The 18,314-nt window shown below is 34.5% G+C and carries 17 protein-coding genes; 13 read left to right on the top strand and 4 right to left on the bottom strand.

Going from position 1 to position 18,314, the window contains the following annotated elements; all coding sequences use genetic code 11:
- Positions 1-322: 322 nt before the first annotated feature.
- From ABTV69_RS11605 to ABTV69_RS11575, 7 genes are all read left to right on the top strand, one after another.
- Positions 323-2,761: an arylsulfatase gene (locus ABTV69_RS11605; RefSeq protein ID WP_433836504.1), complete on the top strand. Its 2,439-nt coding sequence runs from the start codon at positions 323-325 to the stop codon at positions 2,759-2,761.
- Between the two features lie 95 nt (positions 2,762-2,856).
- Positions 2,857-3,438, top strand: coding sequence for a hypothetical protein (locus ABTV69_RS11600; RefSeq protein ID WP_433836502.1), 582 nt, complete (start codon positions 2,857-2,859; stop codon positions 3,436-3,438).
- 21 nt (positions 3,439-3,459) lie between these two features.
- Positions 3,460-4,680, top strand: a complete 1,221-nt coding sequence (locus tag ABTV69_RS11595) for an OprO/OprP family phosphate-selective porin (protein WP_433836500.1) — start codon at positions 3,460-3,462, stop codon at positions 4,678-4,680.
- 72 nt (positions 4,681-4,752) lie between these two features.
- Positions 4,753-5,751 carry a DUF6515 family protein gene (locus tag ABTV69_RS11590; protein WP_433836498.1) on the top strand — a complete coding sequence of 333 codons (999 nt, stop codon included), beginning with the start codon at positions 4,753-4,755 and terminating at the stop codon, positions 5,749-5,751.
- A 95-nt stretch (positions 5,752-5,846) separates the two neighbouring features.
- Positions 5,847-6,986, top strand: coding sequence for a formylglycine-generating enzyme family protein (locus tag ABTV69_RS11585; protein WP_433836496.1), 1,140 nt, complete (start codon positions 5,847-5,849; stop codon positions 6,984-6,986).
- Between the two features lie 118 nt (positions 6,987-7,104).
- Positions 7,105-8,382 carry a peptidase T gene (pepT, locus tag ABTV69_RS11580; protein ID WP_433836494.1) on the top strand — a complete coding sequence of 426 codons (1,278 nt, stop codon included), beginning with the start codon at positions 7,105-7,107 and terminating at the stop codon, positions 8,380-8,382.
- Complete coding sequence (locus tag ABTV69_RS11575; RefSeq protein ID WP_433836492.1) at positions 8,383-8,970, top strand: YdeI/OmpD-associated family protein; 588 nt, start codon at positions 8,383-8,385, stop codon at positions 8,968-8,970.
- A 399-nt stretch (positions 8,971-9,369) separates the two neighbouring features.
- On the opposite strand, the gene yajC is transcribed toward ABTV69_RS11575, so the two are convergent.
- The 3 genes from yajC to ABTV69_RS11560 form a co-directional block, all read right to left on the bottom strand.
- Positions 9,370-9,651 carry a preprotein translocase subunit YajC gene (yajC, locus tag ABTV69_RS11570; RefSeq protein WP_433836490.1) on the bottom strand — a complete coding sequence of 94 codons (282 nt, stop codon included), beginning with the start codon at positions 9,649-9,651 and terminating at the stop codon, positions 9,370-9,372.
- 75 nt (positions 9,652-9,726) lie between these two features.
- Positions 9,727-10,638 carry a transcription antitermination factor NusB gene (nusB, locus tag ABTV69_RS11565; RefSeq protein WP_433836488.1) on the bottom strand — a complete coding sequence of 304 codons (912 nt, stop codon included), beginning with the start codon at positions 10,636-10,638 and terminating at the stop codon, positions 9,727-9,729.
- A gap of 282 nt (positions 10,639-10,920) precedes the next feature.
- Positions 10,921-12,024, bottom strand: a complete 1,104-nt coding sequence (locus ABTV69_RS11560; protein WP_433836486.1) for a Glu/Leu/Phe/Val family dehydrogenase — start codon at positions 12,022-12,024, stop codon at positions 10,921-10,923.
- A gap of 204 nt (positions 12,025-12,228) precedes the next feature.
- On the opposite strand from ABTV69_RS11560, the gene ABTV69_RS11555 reads away from it, so the two are divergent.
- The 4 genes from ABTV69_RS11555 to ABTV69_RS11540 all read left to right on the top strand — a co-directional run bounded on the left by ABTV69_RS11555 (position 12,229) and on the right by ABTV69_RS11540 (position 16,027).
- Positions 12,229-14,007, top strand: a complete 1,779-nt coding sequence (locus tag ABTV69_RS11555) for an ABC transporter ATP-binding protein (RefSeq protein WP_433836484.1) — start codon at positions 12,229-12,231, stop codon at positions 14,005-14,007.
- Between the two features lie 68 nt (positions 14,008-14,075).
- Positions 14,076-14,444 carry a PUR family DNA/RNA-binding protein gene (locus ABTV69_RS11550; RefSeq protein ID WP_306157030.1) on the top strand — a complete coding sequence of 123 codons (369 nt, stop codon included), beginning with the start codon at positions 14,076-14,078 and terminating at the stop codon, positions 14,442-14,444.
- 185 nt (positions 14,445-14,629) lie between these two features.
- Entirely contained in the window at positions 14,630-15,454 is an 825-nt protein-coding gene (locus ABTV69_RS11545; protein ID WP_433836482.1) for an alpha/beta hydrolase, read from the top strand.
- A gap of 24 nt (positions 15,455-15,478) precedes the next feature.
- Entirely contained in the window at positions 15,479-16,027 is a 549-nt protein-coding gene (locus ABTV69_RS11540; protein WP_433836480.1) for an RBBP9/YdeN family alpha/beta hydrolase, read from the top strand.
- Positions 16,028-16,114: 87 nt separating this feature from the next.
- Here the strand turns inward: ABTV69_RS11540 and ABTV69_RS11535 are convergent, their stop codons facing one another.
- On the bottom strand, positions 16,115-16,450 hold the full coding sequence (locus ABTV69_RS11535; protein WP_144214881.1) for a tRNA-binding protein: 336 nt from the start codon (positions 16,448-16,450) through the stop codon (positions 16,115-16,117).
- A gap of 127 nt (positions 16,451-16,577) precedes the next feature.
- On the opposite strand from ABTV69_RS11535, the gene ABTV69_RS11530 reads away from it, so the two are divergent.
- Together ABTV69_RS11530 and ABTV69_RS11525 are read left to right on the top strand one after the other, a co-directional pair.
- A complete protein-coding gene (locus ABTV69_RS11530; protein WP_433836478.1) occupies positions 16,578-17,471 on the top strand; it encodes an alpha/beta fold hydrolase in 894 nt (297 codons plus the stop codon).
- Positions 17,472-17,598: 127 nt separating this feature from the next.
- Positions 17,599-18,153, top strand: coding sequence for a thioredoxin family protein (locus tag ABTV69_RS11525; protein ID WP_433836476.1), 555 nt, complete (start codon positions 17,599-17,601; stop codon positions 18,151-18,153).
- Positions 18,154-18,314: the final 161 nt, after the last annotated feature.

Below are 18,314 nucleotides of genomic sequence, written 5' to 3'. Positions count from 1 at the left end.
GTGTTGTTGTTATTTTTTCGGATGCAAATTTAAATATTATAGTTTAAAAAGGTGCTTTTTTTACCAAAACAAATATTTTCTATTTTGTTTAATTATTTCATTCGCAAATAAACCCACTCCAAAAGCTTTCTTGAACGATACAACTTAAATGAGCAGATTTTCTTTTTAAAAACAGAAAATCTACCGAAAAACCCATTTTTTATGTTGCAAGTTATAATATGAAACATGTTTGGTGCTCTCCAAAACGCCTAAGGGGTATTTAATGCTTAAATTTGAGACTACTCTATTTTAAAAGATTTACAAACAATCAACAACTTATATTATGAAAATCGGCACAAAACTCATTCTAAAAAGTATTTTCGTGCTCCTATTTTGTTTTTCAATAGGAACAACTACGAAAATATTTGCTCAGGCAGACCCTCAACAGGTTACCAAGGAAACTTTTCATGGTAAAATGGCATTAGACATTCGAGATTCTAAAAGTGACTGGACACCTTACTTGCCTAAAAAAGCACCAAAAGGTTCTCCTAATGTTCTATTCATTTTGTATGATGATACTGGATTAGCCGCTTGGTCACCTTATGGAGGCGCTATCAATATGCCGACCATGCAAAGATTAGCAGATAATGGAATCACTTATTCGCAATGGCATACCACTGCTTTGTGTTCTCCAACGCGTTCGACATTGCTTACAGGTCGTAATCATCACTTAAATGGTATGGCAGCCATTACAGAAACTGCCGATGGTTATCCAGGAGCAAGCGGAAGAGTTCCTAAACAGGCCGCTACAATCGGACAAATCCTGCAAGATAATGGTTATAGTACTTTTTGGATTGGAAAAAACCACAATGTTCCAGAACAGGATATCGCATCTGGCGGACCTCGCAGTACGTGGCCACTACAAATGGGATTTGATCGTTTTTACGGTTTTCTTGGAGGAGAAACCAACCAATGGTATCCTGATCTAGTTGAGGATAATCATTTTATTGAACCTCCTGCAACTCCAGAAGAAGGTTATCATTTATCCAAAGATTTAGCCGATCACGCTTTAGAATACATTAAAGACCAACAAGCAACAAATCCATCAAAACCTTGGTACATGTGGTATTGTCCTGGTGCAAATCATGCGCCGCATCATGCTCCAGAAGAATACATTGCAAAATATAAAGGGAAATTTGACGAAGGCTACGATGCTTACCGCAAATGGGTTCTACCTCGTATGATTGCTAAAGGTGTTATTCCCGCAGGAACTAAATTAGACAATTTCAATCCAATGCCTCCAGGAGTTGCAAACCCTGCTGATAATGTATTAGATTGGAATAAACTGAAACCAGAAGAGAAAAAATTATTTTCAAGATTAGCAGAAGTTTATGCTGGATTCTCAGAATACACTGATGCTCAAGTGGGAAGAATTATTGATTATTTAGAAAAATCTGGTCAATTAGAGAACACTGTTGTAATTTATGCTGCCGATAATGGCGCTTCTGGAGAAGGATCAGAATCGGGTTCTGTTAACGAAAATAAATTCTTTAACGGATATCCAGATGAATTGAAAGAAAACCTGAAATATTTAGACAAATTAGGAAGCCCTGATACTTATGAGCATTATCCAACTGGATGGGCAGCAGCATTTTCAACTCCTTTTAAAATGTTCAAAAGATATAGCCAATATGCTGGGGGAACTTGTGATCCGTTAGTAATTTCTTGGCCAAAAGGAATTAAAGCAAAAGGAGTTGTGAGAGATCAATTTCACCATTCAACAGATATTGTACCAACTATTTTAGATATCTGCGGATTAGAAATGCCAAAAGAATATCGCGGTACACCACAATATCCTTTATCTGGAGTTTCTATGCGTTATACTTTTGATGCTGCTCCAAACACCAAAACTCAAAAACACATTCAATATTTTGCTATGTTGGGAAGCCGCGCATTATGGAAAGATGGCTGGAAAGCGGTAGCATTACATGCACCATTGTCTGGAAAAGGAAACTTTGACAAAGATGTTTGGGAATTGTACAACACAGATGTTGACCGTTCTGAGTCAAATAATTTAGCTAAAAAATATCCAGACAAGTTAAAAGAATTAATCGCCGATTGGAATAGTGAAGCTGCCAAAAACTTAGTGCTTCCATTAGACGACCGTTCTGCAATTGAAATCTTAGGGACAGAAAGACCATCTTCAGAAGAGCCTCGTGATCAATATGTGTATTATCCAGGAACTTCTCCTGTACCGGAAGGAGTTGCAGTAAATGTTCGCGGACGTTCGTATAAAATCGTAGCAGACGTTGATGTAAAAGATGCAAATGCTTCAGGAGTTTTATTTGCTCACGGTTCTCGTTTTGGAGGTCATACTTTATTCCTTAAAGACAAAAAACTAAACTATGTTTACAATTTCTTAGGAATTCAACCAGAACAGAAATTTACTTCAAATGTGGCTATAACTCCAGGAAAACACGTTTTTGGAATGGAATTCAATCGTGAAAAACAAGGTCCAAACGGAGAATCTATCGGAACGATGAAATTGTACATCGATGGAAAAGAAGTGGCTTCTGGACCAATGAGAACGCAAACTGGTAAATTTACACTTTCTGGCGACGGGCTTTGTGTTGGTTTTGATAGTGGTGATGCTGTTAGTAAAGAATACAAAACTCCAGGTACATTTAAAGGTGGTGAAATCTTGGGAGTTGGCGTAAATGTTGGAAAAATTGAATATTCTGACTTAAACAACGAAGCAAAAAGAGCTTTAGGAAGAGATTAAAAAATATAACAAAGAGGTAATTTCGATTTTATTTACATAATCGAAATGCCTCTTTGTTACTTTTCAAATAAATGTTTCATTAATAGAGAAGTCAAATGTTCTATATACGCACACATTTAAAGCCTTATTTTCTTTTCTGTTTTTGCTTATTTGGCTTTCTCCCTGCTAAAATTTCAGCTCAGGAAAGCGAAGAGAAAAAATTCAGTCCGCATCATCAAATTGGAATCTCAATCAACCATGTTCATGTTTTTGAAGGCCGTGACGACGAAGGAAATCGCGAAACTTTAACCCTTCCTGCGTGGGGAATTGATTATACGTATCAATTTCATGAAAAATGGGCTATCGGTCTTCATACCGATTTTATTGTCGAAAAATTTAAAGTTGAAAAGGTATATGCTAGCGGAGACGATCAAGAAACAGTAGAACGAAGCTATCCTATTGCTCCTGCTCTAATGGGAATTTACAAACCAAATGAACATTGGAGTTTTCTTTTAGGTTTTGGGGGCGAATTTGCCAAAGAAGAAGATTTTTTCCTGACTCGCGCTGGCGTAGAATACGGATATGAACTTCCAAAAGGTTGGGAAATTTTCGGGACGGCGAGTTACGACTTTAAATGGAATGCTTACGACAGTTGGGGAATTGGTTTAGGAATTGCAAAAAACTTTGGAGGAAAATAATTTATACAAACCTACTGACTTATGTATATCTCAAATAAATCAAATCGTATGATTAAAAACCTTTTTTTCATTTTTCTCTTATTAATTGGTTTTAAAGGACTTTCGCAACAAGAAAAAGACACTACCAAATTAATGAATGTTCATTATGGAAATAAAGGAGTTGAATTAGAAACTCGAGACAAAAAATTTCTTTTTCAATTGGCAAGCCGTTTGCAATTTCGTTTTTCTACACCAAATGATACAGATCCTTTAACTTACGATGATTATAGTAGAGATGCACAAACCACTTTCAAAATAAACCGTGCAAGGCTTAAAATTGGAGGTCATGCTTTTGAACCTTGGCTTAAATATTATTGGGAATATGAATTAAGTCAGTCCAATTTGCTCGATTTTAGAATTATGATTGAAAAATGGGATTGGCTAAGCTTTAAAGTAGGACAATGGAAAACCGAATTTACTCGCGAACGATTTATCAGCAGTGGTGAACAGCAAATGGTGGATCGATCCTTAATTAACCGTCCTTTTACTGTTGATAGACAATTAGGAGTTGAAGTTTACGGCCATTTAAAGGGTGCTGGAATTGCCGATTTCAATTATTGGGCAGCAGCCTTAACCGGAACTGGACGCGGAAGCACTTCCAACGACGATAATCATTTAATGTATTTTGGAAGAGCACAATGGAATTTCTTAGGTAGATCTCTTGAATTTGAAGGTTGTGATTTAGAATTTCATGAAAAACTCACACCAATTATTGCCTTTTCAGCCATAACCAACCGAAGCCCTTACACACGTTTTTCACAGGCTGGAGGTGGCTCGCTAGACGGATTTGAAGATGGACTTCCTGGACAATATAGAGTCAACCAATGGAATTTTGAAACCGCTTTTATGTATCGTGGTTTTTCATGGCAAAGTGAACTACACAATAAACAAATTATTGATAAAATAAATAATGACGACACTACCATCATGAAAGGTTACTACGTTCAGGCCGGGTATTTCTTTCATAATGTTTTTGAATGGTGGCCAAAAAAGTTAGAAATGGCAGGCCGTCATGCAGCTTACAGACCAGATAACTCTATAAGAGAAAATAGACAAGAAGAATCCACAATAGCTTTTAACTGGTTTTTTAAAGGCCATAAGAACAAACTGACTTCAGAGGTAAGCTATTTTAGTTTTCAAGACAAAACACTGCCATTACAACAAGGATGGCGATTTAGAATACAATGGGATATTTCATTATAATTCAAACTTTTAGTTCCTTAACACTAATCGTACATTTTTTTTCATAACTTTAATTGACCTAAAATACTGAAGATGAAAAATATATCAAGCACAGTAAAAAAAATAGCAATTACATGCCTCAGTGGGACATTTTTCCTTATTTCAATTGATAGTTTTGCACAGCGTCACGGAGGAGGAGTTCGCGGTGGTGGAGCAGTACGTGGCGGCGGCGGAGCAACACATACTAGGCAAGCAAGACCAGCAACTCAGTCAAGACCAAATGTAAGTAGACCAGCCAATACTACTAGACCTGCTGTAACAACGCGACCAGGAGCAAACAACTCTGGAACCAGAGTAACTAGACCTGCGAACAATGCAACTAATAGAGCCAATACAACAAATCGAAATAATACTGTAAATAGAAATAATACCGTAAATAGAAACTCTGGCAACAGAAATACAAATATTAGCGGTAATACAGTAAATAGAAATCGAAATAATGTCAATATTAATGTAAACAACAGTATTCATGTTCAAAATAATAGAAATACTGTAGTAAGAAGAGGTAATGTAGCCTATGTCCGTCCTCCTTATGTATATGGCGGTCGCAGATATTACGGTTATCATCCCTATTATTATCATCCATACAGACCTTTTTATTGGGGGCCAGTTTGGCATCCTTGGGGATTCTTCGTAGCAACTTTGGCCGTCACAGCGATTGTGGTGAGCGTAGAAAGCACGCAATATCATTACGATCAAGGAGTTTGGTATGCACCGTCAAGCGGAGGTTATACTGTTGTACCAGCACCTGTAGGCGGTACCGTAAATAATATTCCGAGTGGCGCGCAAACCGTTAATACAGGAACCGTCAACAACTATTATTACGGTGGAACCTATTATGAAAAAGATGGAAGTTCTTATAAAGTTGTAGCTCCGACAGCAGGAACAATCGTAGATAGTTTACCAGAGGGCGGCGAAGAAGTGACAATGGGCAATGTCAAATACATCAAGTTTGGCGAAACGTATTACCAGCCTGTACAAATCGATGGTAAAGACAAATACGAAGTCGTTATGGTTGAAGATGATAAATAAACTTCTTTAATTCTATAAAATTAATATAGTTACAATTATTTTATCTAATTTTATACCCGCAATTAACAACCCTATAAGCTCAAAAACAAATAACCATGAAAAACAAAACCTTTTGGATTTTTGCGTTACTCACATTATCCATTATTTCAATTGCTTACAGTTATACTAGATTTACAAATCACGAGCAAAAAGCAGAAAAAGCAGTGGCTGAATGTCATGAAACACCTAGTAATCTAGAATCTGAATTTAAACCAACTGTCGAAAACAAATTCAAACCAGCAGCAAAAGCACCAAAAGGCATGGTTTGGATTCCTGGAGGCGAATTCTCTATGGGAACAAATGTTGAAGATGAAAGTTTATGCAGCATCAAAGGGGTTACCAAAGACGCAGCCCCAATTCATAGAGTTTACGTTGATGGCTATTATATGGATGAAACCGAAGTGACAAACGAAGAATTTGAAAAATTTGTAAAAGCAACAGGTTATGTAACTGTTGCCGAACAAAAACCAACAAAAGAAGAATTTCCAACTGCAAACGAAGAAGACTTAATTACAGGTTCTGTGGTCTTCACTCCTACGCCATCAGCGGTTAATTTGAATAATTTCTTGCAATGGTGGCGTTACGAGCCAGGAGCCGATTGGAGACACCCTGAAGGTCCGCAAAGCACTATTATTGGAAAAGAAAAATACCCAGTGGTTCATGTTGTCTACGAAGATGCTGCCGCTTATGCCAAATGGGCTGGAAAAAGACTTCCGACTGAAGCAGAATGGGAATTTGCTGCAAGAGGCGGAAAAACTGGAAATCTTTATGCTTGGGGGAATGACTTAAAACCGAAAGGAAAATTTCAAGCCAATATTTATCAAGGCCATTTCCCAATTAAAGATGGCGATACTGGAGAAGACGGATTTAAAGGAATTGCCCCAACAAAACAATACGCTCCAAATAGTTATGGCTTATACGATATGGCTGGAAATGTATGGGAATGGGTAAATGACTGGTACAGTGTTGACTACTACAAATCACTAGCAGAAAGCGGAAAAGTAACAAAAAACCCGCAAGGTCCAGATGCTTATTATGACCCAAACGATCCATCTGAAATAAAACGCGTACACCGCGGCGGTTCATTCCTATGTACCGACCAATATTGTACTCGATACATGGTTGGAACAAGAGGAAAAGGAGAAATCAGATCTGCTGCAAACCATGTTGGCTTTAGATGTGTAAAAAGCAAATAACAAATTTCAAATACCTAAAAGGGATTCAATTTTGAATCCCTTTTTTCATTCATTCAGATATAGAAAGTCAAATTTCCGCGGAGAAAAAATTTTCTATATTTGCTAAAAATTCAAAAAAATGCAACATATCATAGACCGCTTTATCAGTTACGTAACAATTGATACAGAATCGGATCCAAATTCACAAACAACACCGAGTACGCAAAAACAATGGAATCTTGCCAATAAATTGGTTGACGAACTAAAAGCAATTGGCCTAGAAGATGTAACGATTGATGACAAAGCTTATATCATGGCAACGCTTCCTAGCAATGTTGATCACGAAGTGCCAACAATTGGTTTTGTTTCTCATTTTGATACTTCTCCAGATTTTAGCGGAGCGAATGTAAAACCTCAAATTGTAGAAAATTACGACGGAAAAGATATTGTTTTGAATGCTGAGAAAAACATTATTTTGTCTCCAAATTACTTTAAAGATTTATTATTATATAAGGGTCAAACCATCATTACAACTGATGGAACGACTCTTTTAGGAGCTGATGATAAAGCTGGAATTACAGAGATTGTTTCAGCAATGGAATATCTAATTCAGCACCCAGAAATTAAACACGGAAAAATCAGAATTGGTTTTACACCTGATGAAGAAATCGGTCGTGGAGCACATCATTTTGATGTTGAAAAGTTCGGTGCTCAATGGGCTTATACGATGGACGGAAGTCAGATTGGTGAATTAGAATATGAAAATTTTAATGCCGCTGGAGCTAAAATTACTTTCAAAGGAAAAAGCGTTCATCCTGGTTATGCAAAAGGAAAAATGATCAACTCTATGCTTCTGGCAAATGATTTTATCAACGAACTTCCAAAAGGAGAAACTCCGCAAGAAACGAGAGGTTATGAAGGTTTCTTTCACGTGCATCATATAAAAGGAAATATCGAAGAAACAGTTTTAGAATTGATTATCCGTGATCACAACAGAAAGAAATTCGAAAAAAGAAAAGAATTGATTCATAAATTGGCGAAACAATTCAATAAAAAATTTGCGAAGAAATTCGGTGAAGATATTGTTGTTGCCGAAGTTAAAGATCAATATTACAATATGAAAGAAAAGGTTCTTCCTGTAAAATATATTGTAGACATTGCCGAAAAAGCGATGAGAGAATTGAACATCAAACCAATCATTAAACCAATTCGTGGCGGAACTGACGGTTCTCAGTTATCGTTTATGGGCTTGCCTTGTCCGAACATTTTTGCGGGCGGACATAATTTCCATGGAAAATACGAATATGTTCCAGCAGAAAGCATTCAAAAAGCGACTGATGTTATTGTTAAAATTGCTGAATTGACAGCAATTCCAGGAATTTTTGAAGCACCAGAAAAATCTAAAAAAAGAAAATAATTGGCAACAAAATCCGAAAATAAAGGCATGTGGAAATATGGCGCACAATGGGAAGAAGAATTGATTCTTCTTAGAGCCATAATTGACAAAACCGAACTCACCGAAACTACAAAATGGGGAGGTCCGGTTTTTGTTTATGAAAAGAAAAATGTGGTCGGAATTGGAGGATTTAAAGATTATTTTGCTTTATGGTTTTTCAATGGCGTTTTCTTAAAAGACGAAAAAAAGAAACTTATAAATGCTCAGGAAGATGTCACAAAATCGCTGCGTCAATGGCGATTTTCATCTAAAGAAGAAATAGACGAAACGGTTATTTTAGAATACATTAAAGAAGCGATTGAAAACGAAAAACAAGGAAAAGTCATAAAACCTTCTAAAAAAGAAGCAATTGTTTCTGAACTTTTAGAAAAGGAAATGGCTCAAAATCCTGCTTTAAAAGATGCTTTCGCGAAGTTTTCTCCCTACAAACAATATGAGTTTTTAGAATATATAGAATCGGCTAAACAGGAAAAAACGAAACTATCAAGAATTGAAAAAGTACTCCCAATGATTTTGGCGAATATTGGATTGAATGATAAATACAGGTGATGTTTTTTGAAATTGCAAATTAAAAAATTCCAAATTCCAACAACTTTGTCATTCTGAGCAAAGTCGAAGAACCAAACTATAGAGACCTTTGTCAAAGTTTAAAACTTTGACAAAGGTTTTTTCGTTATTAACTTAACAATATCAACACACCAGTTTGTCATTTCGAGGAACGAGAAATCTCCGCAAGAAACTCTACAAAGATTGGCAATATAGAATATGAACTACTTGCGAAGATTTCTCGTTCCTCGAAATGACAAGATTCGGTCAACCTATTCAGCTACAGTTTGTCAGGAATGACAAAACTGTATGTGTAAAATTCATTCATAAAAAAAATCCCAAACTCCTCCCGAGACTTCGGGATGGAATTTGGAATTTTAAACTTTATTGAAAATTTAAAAATTAAGCCTTTTTATTCAAAGCAGCACTCATTTCTAAAGAAATAGCAGAACGCTCGATTTTTAATTTTCCAGCCATGGTTTCTATAATTATTGAAGTTGAATTTTCACTTATTTCAGAAACTTTACCGTGGAAACCACTTTTTGTAACTATTTTGTCACCTACTTTTAGGCTGTTTTCGAATTCTTTTTCATTTTTTGCTCTTTTTTGCTGTGGTCTGATCATGAAAAAATAAAGAACCACAAACATTAAAAGGAATGGCGCAAATTGAGTTAATTGTTCCATAATTTAAATTTGTTTTTGATTTATAATTAATTTTTTTTGGAATTTGTCTATTCTTAAATTGGAATTTATTTCAAATTACATTAACCCTCTTCCTACTTTTACCATCTTTTTGTTGGCAGTAAGCTCTTTAACAAGGTTATCTAAAATTCCGTTGATAAAAATACTACTTTTTGGAGTAGAATACTCTTTTGCAATTTCTAAATATTCGTTAAGAGTTACTTTTACTGGAATTGAAGGGAATTTAATAAACTCGCAAATAGCCATTTTCAAGATAATCGTATCTATTTCAGCAATACGATCACTATCCCAATTTGGTGTTTTATCTTCGTATTCTTTTGCAAAAACAGTTTCGTTTAGAATTGTTCTTCTAAATAAATCTTTAGCAAAATCTTTATCTTCGACATCTTTATACAATTTAGGCACTCTAAAATCGTCCGGATCTTCCGTTTTAATTGCTTTCAATTGTTTTACAATATGAGTGTTTACCACAGGAATATCATCAACCCAAGTTAATTTATCGTCTTCTAAATACTCGTATAATTTTTCATTTGGAACAATAACATTTTCGAACAAATCAATAATAAATTGTCTGTCTTCTTCAAACGTGTTTACGTTATTACTCATGTATTTTTTGTAGATATCGCTTGCTTTAACATCATTTAAAAGCAAAATAATATAATCGTCATTTAAAGACCAGTTATTAATTTTACGATTTTCTAAAGCAATGCTAAGCGAGTTGCTTTCGGCAAGAAGTTGAAAAATTTTGTTTTTTACAAATTTTTCGTTCGGGTTACGTTCTGCTGCAGTAGCAAGGTGTTTTTTACTTGATAGATGCAAAAAGACTGCCTCTTTTTTACAAATTTCTATCAATGAAGAAAGCATTATAAGATATAAGTCCTGAATATTATCAATGCTATAAAAAAGGAATTTTTCCTCTTTTTCCATGTTTTCAGAACCGCTTTGATGCATTGCATAAATGGATTGCATTACTTTAACGCGTATGTGTCTTCTATTTACCACCGTGTAAGAACATTTAAAAATTAGTCTGCAAAAGTATAACTTTTGAAGCGAATTTTAAAATTTATACATTAAAAAAACGTTTATTCTGAGAAAACTGGAGGAAAAGTATTCAGTGTTCAGGTTTTTAGCGTTCAGTTTTAAAATAAAAAAGTCTCATTTCAGAAAAACTGAAAATGAGACTTTTTTTATTATCGTATTTAATATCAATTCATAGACTGAACAATAAAAACTCAATACTGAGCACTAAATTTATTTAGCGTTCTCTATTCTTCTTTGGTCAATACGATTTTGAGCAATAGTAAGAGCCGCTTTATGCGTTGTGATTCCGTTTTTAGCAGCGAAATCGATAATTTCTAAAGTTGTATTGTAGATATTCTCTGTTTTACTCATGATTTCAGCTTTACCGTAGTTTGCTAATTCAGCATAAACATTGATAATTCCACCAGCATTGATTAAGAAATCTGGAGCATATAAAATTCCTCTTTCTTGCAATCTTGCTCCGTGAACATTTTCATCAGCTAATTGATTATTTGCAGCACCAGCAATCACTTTAGCTTTAATTTTATCTACAGTATTATCGTTGATTGTTGCTCCCATTGCACACGGTGCATAAATATCAACATCTGCAGTATATAAATCTTCACCAGTATAAATTGATGCGTTGTATTTTGAAGCAACTTGGTATAATTTTTCCTCGTTAATATCAGAAATAGTTACCTGCGCCCCTTCTTTAGTCAAATAATCAACTAGAGTTTCACCAACGTGTCCAATTCCTTGTACCAAAACTTTTTTACCATCTAAAACATCAGTACCAAACTGACTTTTAGCAGCTGCTTTCATCCCTAAATAAACCCCGTAAGCTGTTACAGGAGAAGGATTTCCAGATCCACCTCTTTCTTCAGAAATACCCGTAACATAAGGTGTTACATCTCTAACAGTATCCATGTCTTTCGTTTCCATTCCGACATCTTCTGCAGTGATATATCTTCCACTTAATGAATGAACGAATTCACCAAACTTACGCATTAATTCAGGCGTTTTTTGCGTTTTAGCATCACCAATAATAACTGCTTTACCTCCACCAATATTTAGTCCAGTAATAGCCGATTTAAAAGTCATACCTCTCGAAAGACGTAAAACATCATTTAAAGCTTCCCATTCTGTGTTATAATTCCACATTCTAGTTCCTCCCAAAGCTGGTCCCATAACCGAATTATGAATACCAATAATTGCTTTTAAACCTGTATCTTTGTCATTGCAAAATACAATTTGTTCGTGATCGTCAAAAGATAATTGACCAAAAACAGGATCCATTTTTTGAAGTTCCTTTCCAGTTGCGAAAGTTGCATCCATAGCGCTAGTATTAATTAGGTTAAAATTATGAATTCGTCAAAAAGACTTCTCAAACATAATTAAAAAATACACATGTGCTAATTTTTTATCCATTAAATAACAATTTTACAATATTATTGTTTTGATTAAATCGCAAATTATTATAATTTTAATTACCAATAATTCTTAAATTCAAATCAATTCAATATCAGATTTCTTAAAAAAATGAAAGAATTAAGCTATTTAAACAAATATTTCATCAAGTATAAATATAGTTTTTCAGCAGGTATTTTAATCACCATAATCGCACAAATATTTTCTTTATTTACTCCAAAGCTCATTAGTAAGTCTTTAAACGCCATTGAAAATTTTGACAAACTTTCTGTAGCAGAGCAAAATTCTGAAATTATAATCGCTGCATATCGTCAGGATCTCATTCATAATGTGCTACTTATCATCGGAACAACGATTGTTGCTGGATTTCTAACGTTTTTAATGCGCCAGACTTTAATCGTAATGTCACGTCACATTGAGTTTGATTTAAAAAATGAAGTCTTCAGACAGTATGAGAATCTTTCGCAGAATTTCTACAAACAAAATAGAACAGGAGATTTAATGAATCGTATTAGCGAAGACGTTTCAAAAGTTCGTATGTATGTTGGGCCAGCAGTAATGTATACTATTAATACATTTATTCGTTTCGCGATTGTTATCCTATATATGTACAATGTTTCTCCTCTCCTTACCTTATATACTATCTTGCCATTACCAATTCTTTCCTATTGTATTTTTAAACTAAGTTCTGAAATCAATAAACGAAGCACCACTTTCCAGCAATATCTTTCTAAAGTATCGAGTTTTACTCAAGAAATCTTTTCTGGAATTCGCGTTATAAAAGCTTATTCATTAGAACATCAACATCAAAATAACATGGTTGATTTGGCTGAAGAAAGCAAACGCAAAAGTTTAAGCTTAGCAAGAGTGCAATCTTTATTTGGTCCGTTGATGATTGCCCTTATCGGAATCAGTAATTTGGTGGTAATTTATTTTGGAGGCGTAATGTATATTAATGGAAGCATTCCGAATATTGGAACAATCGCTGAATTTATATTATATGTAAATATGCTAACTTGGCCAGTTGCTTCTTTAGGATGGGTTTCTTCAATGGTTCAGGAGGCAGAAGCTTCTCAAAAACGTTTGAACGAATTCTTGAAAATTGAACCAGAAATTAAAAACAACAACGAAAATTCATCAGATATTCAAGGAAATATTACTTTCGATAATGTTTCTTTTACCTATAAAGACACTAATATTGAAGCGCTGAAAAACGTTTCTTTCACAGTAAAAAAAGGAGAAACTTTAGCCATTTTAGGAAAAACTGGTTCTGGAAAATCGACGATTCTTTCTTTGATATCGAGATTATATGACGTGACAAAAGGTGAAATTAAAATTGATGAAAACGAAATCAGCGCTTTAAACCTAAATGACCTTCGAAACAATATTGGGATTGTACCTCAAGATGCTTTCTTATTTTCTGATACGATTAAAAACAATATCAAATTCGGAAATCAAAATGCAACGGATGAAGAGGTAATTGAAGCAGCTAAAAATGCCGTTGTTCATGACAACATTATTGCCTTTAACAAACAATACGACACCGTTTTAGGGGAACGAGGAATCACACTTTCAGGAGGGCAAAAACAGCGTGTTTCGATTGCAAGAGCGATTATAAAAAATCCTGCAATCTTACTTTTTGATGATTGTTTGTCTGCTGTTGATACCGAAACCGAGGAGTTGATTTTGAATAATTTATTTGAAATTTCTAAAGACAAAACCACCATAATTGTAAGTCATCGTGTTTCATCTGCAAAGAACGCAGACAAAATTATTATCCTTGAAGATGGCTATATAATTCAACAAGGCTCTCATAATCAATTAATAAATCAAGAGGGATATTATTCGTCGTTATATTTAAAACAACTTTCGGAAAAAGAATTACTTTAATTGTTGCGTAATAGATAATTTTTTATGATTTTTGAGTACTATTAATTCCAAAAATGATAGAACGTATTATGAGAGAAAATGACATGTTAGAAAAAGAAGAGATTTTTTCTAAAGTATTACGCGCAGGAAGAAGAACTTATTTCTTTGATGTGAGAGCTACCAAAGCTGATGATTACTACATTACTATTACCGAAAGCAAAAAGTTTACTGAGGAAGATGGTTCTTTTCACTTCAAAAAACACAAAATTTACTTATATAAAGAAGATTTTAGTGCTTTCGCCGAAATATTAGAGGAAATGACTTCTTATGTTCTGAACCACAAGGGTGAAGAAGTAATTTCTGAAAGACATCAAAAAGACTTTAAGAAAGAATACAGTTCTGAAAAAGCTGAAAGTCAAAGATCTAGTTTTACAGATATTGATTTTGACGATATTTAATCAAAATCATCCATATAAATTAAGAGTCCAATTTGTTCTGCATTTTGGACTTTTTTTATATTTTTATGTTTGTGAGATGCGATTTGTAAAATGTGAGATTTACGATTCATATTTCTTTTAACTAACTTCTAACATTTCACAAATTACATTTTACTTCTAACATCTTACTATTAACTCACAAAAAAATGAAAAAACTAATTCTTCTTTTAAGTTTCATAATCTTCGGAATCTCTCTTTCTGCACAGAATACAGAATATGAAACGAAAAACAACATTCAATATTATAACGCATCGGCAAATAAAGCAGATAAATACATTAGCGAAAGATGTGTTTTAGATATTTACTATCCAAAAAACAAAAGTGGGTTTGCTACAATCGTTTGGTTTCACGGTGGCGGATTAACTGGAGGAAATAAAGAAATCCCTGAAGCTTTAAAAAATAAAGGTTTTGCTATTATTGGCGTAAATTACAGATTATCTCCAAAAGTAAAAGCTGCGAAATGTATTGAAGACGCTGCTGCAGCTGTTGCTTGGGCTTTTAATAACATTTCAACATATGGCGGAGATAAATCTCAAATCTTCGTTTCTGGACATTCTGCTGGAGCTTATTTAAGTTTGATGATTGGTTTAGAAAAAAAATGGCTCCAGAAAGAAAAAATTGATGCCAATCAAATTGCTGGGCTTATTCCGTTTAGCAGTCAGTGCATTACGCATTTTGAAATTAGAAGAGAAAATGGAATTCCAGAAAAACAACCAACAATTGACGAATTCGCTCCTTTATACCACGTTCGTGCTGACGCTCCACCTTTATTATTAATTACCGGAGATCGCGAACTAGAAATGTTGGGGCGATACGAAGAAAATGCATACATGGCCAGAATGATGAAATTGGTTGGACATACGCAAACTAAACTTTACGAATTGGACGGTTACAACCACGGAATGACAGAACCTGCTTTTCCTCTTTTGGTTAATGAAGTAAACCGAATTTTAAAAGAACGTAAAAAATAATCACTAAATAAAAATTCCACGGCAATGGAGACACAACTATTAATTATACCAGGACTTGGAGATTCTGGAGAAAAACACTGGCAAACCTTTTGGCACAAAAAATTCGAAAATTCCATTCGGGTTGTACAAGACAATTGGGACGAACCGATTCGAGAAGAATGGCTTGAAAGATTAAATGAGAACATTTTAAAACTAGACAAACCAACTATTTTAGTGGCCCACAGTTTAGCCGTTTCATTGGTTTTGCATTGGGCAGAAAAATCTAATAATTCCAATATTATTGGTGCATTTTTAGTGGCTCCCGCAGATGTAGATTCACCAGAACACACACCAGAATGCACGAGAAATTTTTCACCAATGCCACTTTACCAATTGCCCTTCCCATCGGTAGTTGTAGCAAGCGAAAATGATCCTTATTCGCTATTCGAAAGAAAAAAATACTTTGCCGAAAAATGGGGAAGTGATTTTGTGAATATTGGCGAACAAGGCCACATCAACTCTGATTCTGATTTGAAATATTGGGAAGAGGGACAATTGATTTTACAGCAATTGATTGAAAGAATAAATTTTTAAAAAAGTGGTCAGTGTTCAAATTTTGAGTAGTCAGTTATTAACTTATCATTAAAAAACTGAACACTAAAAACCTGAACACTGATCACTTTATCCAATTCGAAGTCCATTTGGTATTTTAAAATCGGGAGCTAATAAAATTACATCTCCCTCCTCGCCTACAGCGCCAAGAACTAAACATTCACTCATAAATTTCCCGATTTGTTTTTTGGGGAAATTTACAACAGCCACAATTTGGCGATTTACTAAATCTTCTTTCTGATATCTTTTGGTTATTTGTGCCGAAGATTTTCTAATTCCTATTTCTGAACCAAAATCAATTGTCAGCTGAAAAGCCGGTTTTCTAGCTTCGGGAAAATCGTTTACTTCTATAATGGTTCCGATGCGCATATCGGTTCTTTCAAATTCGTTCCAAGTTAAATCCATTTTAATCTGTTTTATTACAAACCTATAAATTTTGTAATTAATGCGCCTAATTCTATAACCCATTTCTTTTGCTTACGGTCTAATTTTACAAGAGAAAAGAATGAAACTCACGTAAAAATATATAAACATGGAACATACTGAACCAAATGCATGCATGTCAATTAAAGATTTTGAATCTAATCTAAAACAGGTTCATACTGATAAATATATAGAAGTCGCTCAAAATGTGCGCCTCTATGTTAAAGATTATGGCCAAGGAAAACCGGTTATCCTAATTCACGGCTGGCCGCTTTCAAATGAAATGTGGGAATATCAAATAGATCATTTAGTGCAAAATAATTACCGCGTTATAGCATACGATCGCCGCGGTTTCGGAAAATCTTCTCAACCATGGGATGGTTATGACTATGATACTTTGGCTGATGATCTTAAAGAAATTATTGAACAACTCGAATTAGAAAATGTAACACTTGTAGGTTTTTCAATGGGAGGTGGCGAAGTGGTTCGTTATTTTAGCCGTCACGGAGGAAAAGGAGTTACAAAAGCTGCTTTGATTTCTTCAATTATTCCTTTTCTTCTAAAAACTCATGACAATCCTGATGGCCATCCAAAAGAGAAAAGCGATAATACAGCAATGGCAATTAAAGAAGATCGAATAGGCTTTATTGATAATTTTGGAAAAACGTTTTTCGGCGTTAATATCATCAACAAACCTTTAAGCACGCCTCTACTAGAATACTATAGAAATTTATGCTCTGTGGCTTCTCCAAGAGCAACTTTAAAATGTGCTGAATCTTTTTCATACACTGATTTTAGAGATGAAGTAGATTTTATTAAAGTCCCAACTTTAATCATTCACGGAGACGATGATAAGATCGTACCAATTGATTTAACTTCTAGAAAAGCTGCAAAATCTATAGCAAACAATACCTATATTGAGTATGAAGGAGCACCACACGGACTTTTTTATACGGATAGAGAAAAATTAAATGAAGATTTACTGGAATTTTTAAATTCCTAAAAATTTGAAAGAGTATCCAAAGAAGCAAGCTCTTGCAGCTAACTGCTTTCTTTGGATATTTTTTATTCTTGTGCTCTTTTATTTACAGATTTTTAAAGTTATTTTTGAAAATCAAATTTGAGATAAAATGGCACGAACAGAATCAACAATGCTTCCTTTAGGAACAATTGCTCCTGAATTTTATTTAAAAGACACTAATTCTAATGACACTTTTACTTTTGAAGATTTAAAAGGTCTGAAAGGAACTCTGGTGTTATTTATCTGTAACCATTGTCCATTTGTACACCATGCAATTAAAGAAGTTGTAATGATTGCCAACGATTATCGCGTTCAAGGTCTTGGCGTAATTGCTATTTCAAGTAATGATGCTGTAAAATATCCGCAAGACAGTCCAGAATTTATGACTGACTTTGCACTGGAAAACAAAATTGATTTTCCTTATTTGTATGATGCCACTCAAGAAGTTGCAAAAGCCTATCAAGCAGCTTGCACCCCAGATTTCTATTTATTTGACAATCAAAACAAATTATTCTATCGTGGACAGTTGGATGATTCTAGACCAGGCAACGGTATTCCCCTGAGCGGAAGCGATTTGAGAGGAGCAATTGATGCTTTAATTTACAATAGAAGTTTGAAAGAACCACAAAAACCAAGTTTGGGTTGTGGCATAAAATGGAAGTAAATCCTCACTAAATCCAAAAAGATTACGTATCTTTGCTTTTTCAGTTTAACATCCTTATGGGAAATACAACATTACTTACAGCCGCTTTAAAGTCGTTTTGCATTGCAAAACCACTTCCTGCTGTAATTATTTCGCATAATAAGGCCTTTATTTTTTAGGCC

Source organism: Flavobacterium anhuiense (assembly GCF_050990855.1).
GTDB lineage: Bacteria > Bacteroidota > Bacteroidia > Flavobacteriales > Flavobacteriaceae > Flavobacterium > Flavobacterium anhuiense_C.
Note: the sequence above shows the minus strand (reverse complement) of the source record. Positions and strands in the feature narration are given on the sequence as shown.

What these genes read in the sequence shown, in the direction of transcription:
- ABTV69_RS11605 (WP_433836504.1), top strand. Translation starts at nt 323, where the DNA reads ATGAAAATCGGCACAAAACTCATTCTAAAAAGTATTTTCGTGCTCCTA.
- ABTV69_RS11600 (WP_433836502.1), top strand. Translation starts at nt 2,857, where the DNA reads ATGTTCTATATACGCACACATTTAAAGCCTTATTTTCTTTTCTGTTTT.
- ABTV69_RS11595 (WP_433836500.1), top strand. Translation starts at nt 3,460, where the DNA reads ATGTATATCTCAAATAAATCAAATCGTATGATTAAAAACCTTTTTTTC.
- ABTV69_RS11590 (WP_433836498.1), top strand. Translation starts at nt 4,753, where the DNA reads ATGAAAAATATATCAAGCACAGTAAAAAAAATAGCAATTACATGCCTC.
- ABTV69_RS11585 (WP_433836496.1), top strand. Translation starts at nt 5,847, where the DNA reads ATGAAAAACAAAACCTTTTGGATTTTTGCGTTACTCACATTATCCATT.
- pepT (WP_433836494.1), top strand. Translation starts at nt 7,105, where the DNA reads ATGCAACATATCATAGACCGCTTTATCAGTTACGTAACAATTGATACA.
- yajC (WP_433836490.1), bottom strand. Translation starts at nt 9,651, where the DNA reads ATGGAACAATTAACTCAATTTGCGCCATTCCTTTTAATGTTTGTGGTT.
- nusB (WP_433836488.1), bottom strand. Translation starts at nt 10,638, where the DNA reads ATGCAATCCATTTATGCAATGCATCAAAGCGGTTCTGAAAACATGGAA.
- ABTV69_RS11560 (WP_433836486.1), bottom strand. Translation starts at nt 12,024, where the DNA reads ATGGATGCAACTTTCGCAACTGGAAAGGAACTTCAAAAAATGGATCCT.
- ABTV69_RS11555 (WP_433836484.1), top strand. Translation starts at nt 12,229, where the DNA reads ATGAAAGAATTAAGCTATTTAAACAAATATTTCATCAAGTATAAATAT.
- ABTV69_RS11550 (WP_306157030.1), top strand. Translation starts at nt 14,076, where the DNA reads ATGAGAGAAAATGACATGTTAGAAAAAGAAGAGATTTTTTCTAAAGTA.
- ABTV69_RS11545 (WP_433836482.1), top strand. Translation starts at nt 14,630, where the DNA reads ATGAAAAAACTAATTCTTCTTTTAAGTTTCATAATCTTCGGAATCTCT.
- ABTV69_RS11540 (WP_433836480.1), top strand. Translation starts at nt 15,479, where the DNA reads ATGGAGACACAACTATTAATTATACCAGGACTTGGAGATTCTGGAGAA.
- ABTV69_RS11535 (WP_144214881.1), bottom strand. Translation starts at nt 16,450, where the DNA reads ATGGATTTAACTTGGAACGAATTTGAAAGAACCGATATGCGCATCGGA.
- ABTV69_RS11530 (WP_433836478.1), top strand. Translation starts at nt 16,578, where the DNA reads ATGGAACATACTGAACCAAATGCATGCATGTCAATTAAAGATTTTGAA.
- ABTV69_RS11525 (WP_433836476.1), top strand. Translation starts at nt 17,599, where the DNA reads ATGGCACGAACAGAATCAACAATGCTTCCTTTAGGAACAATTGCTCCT.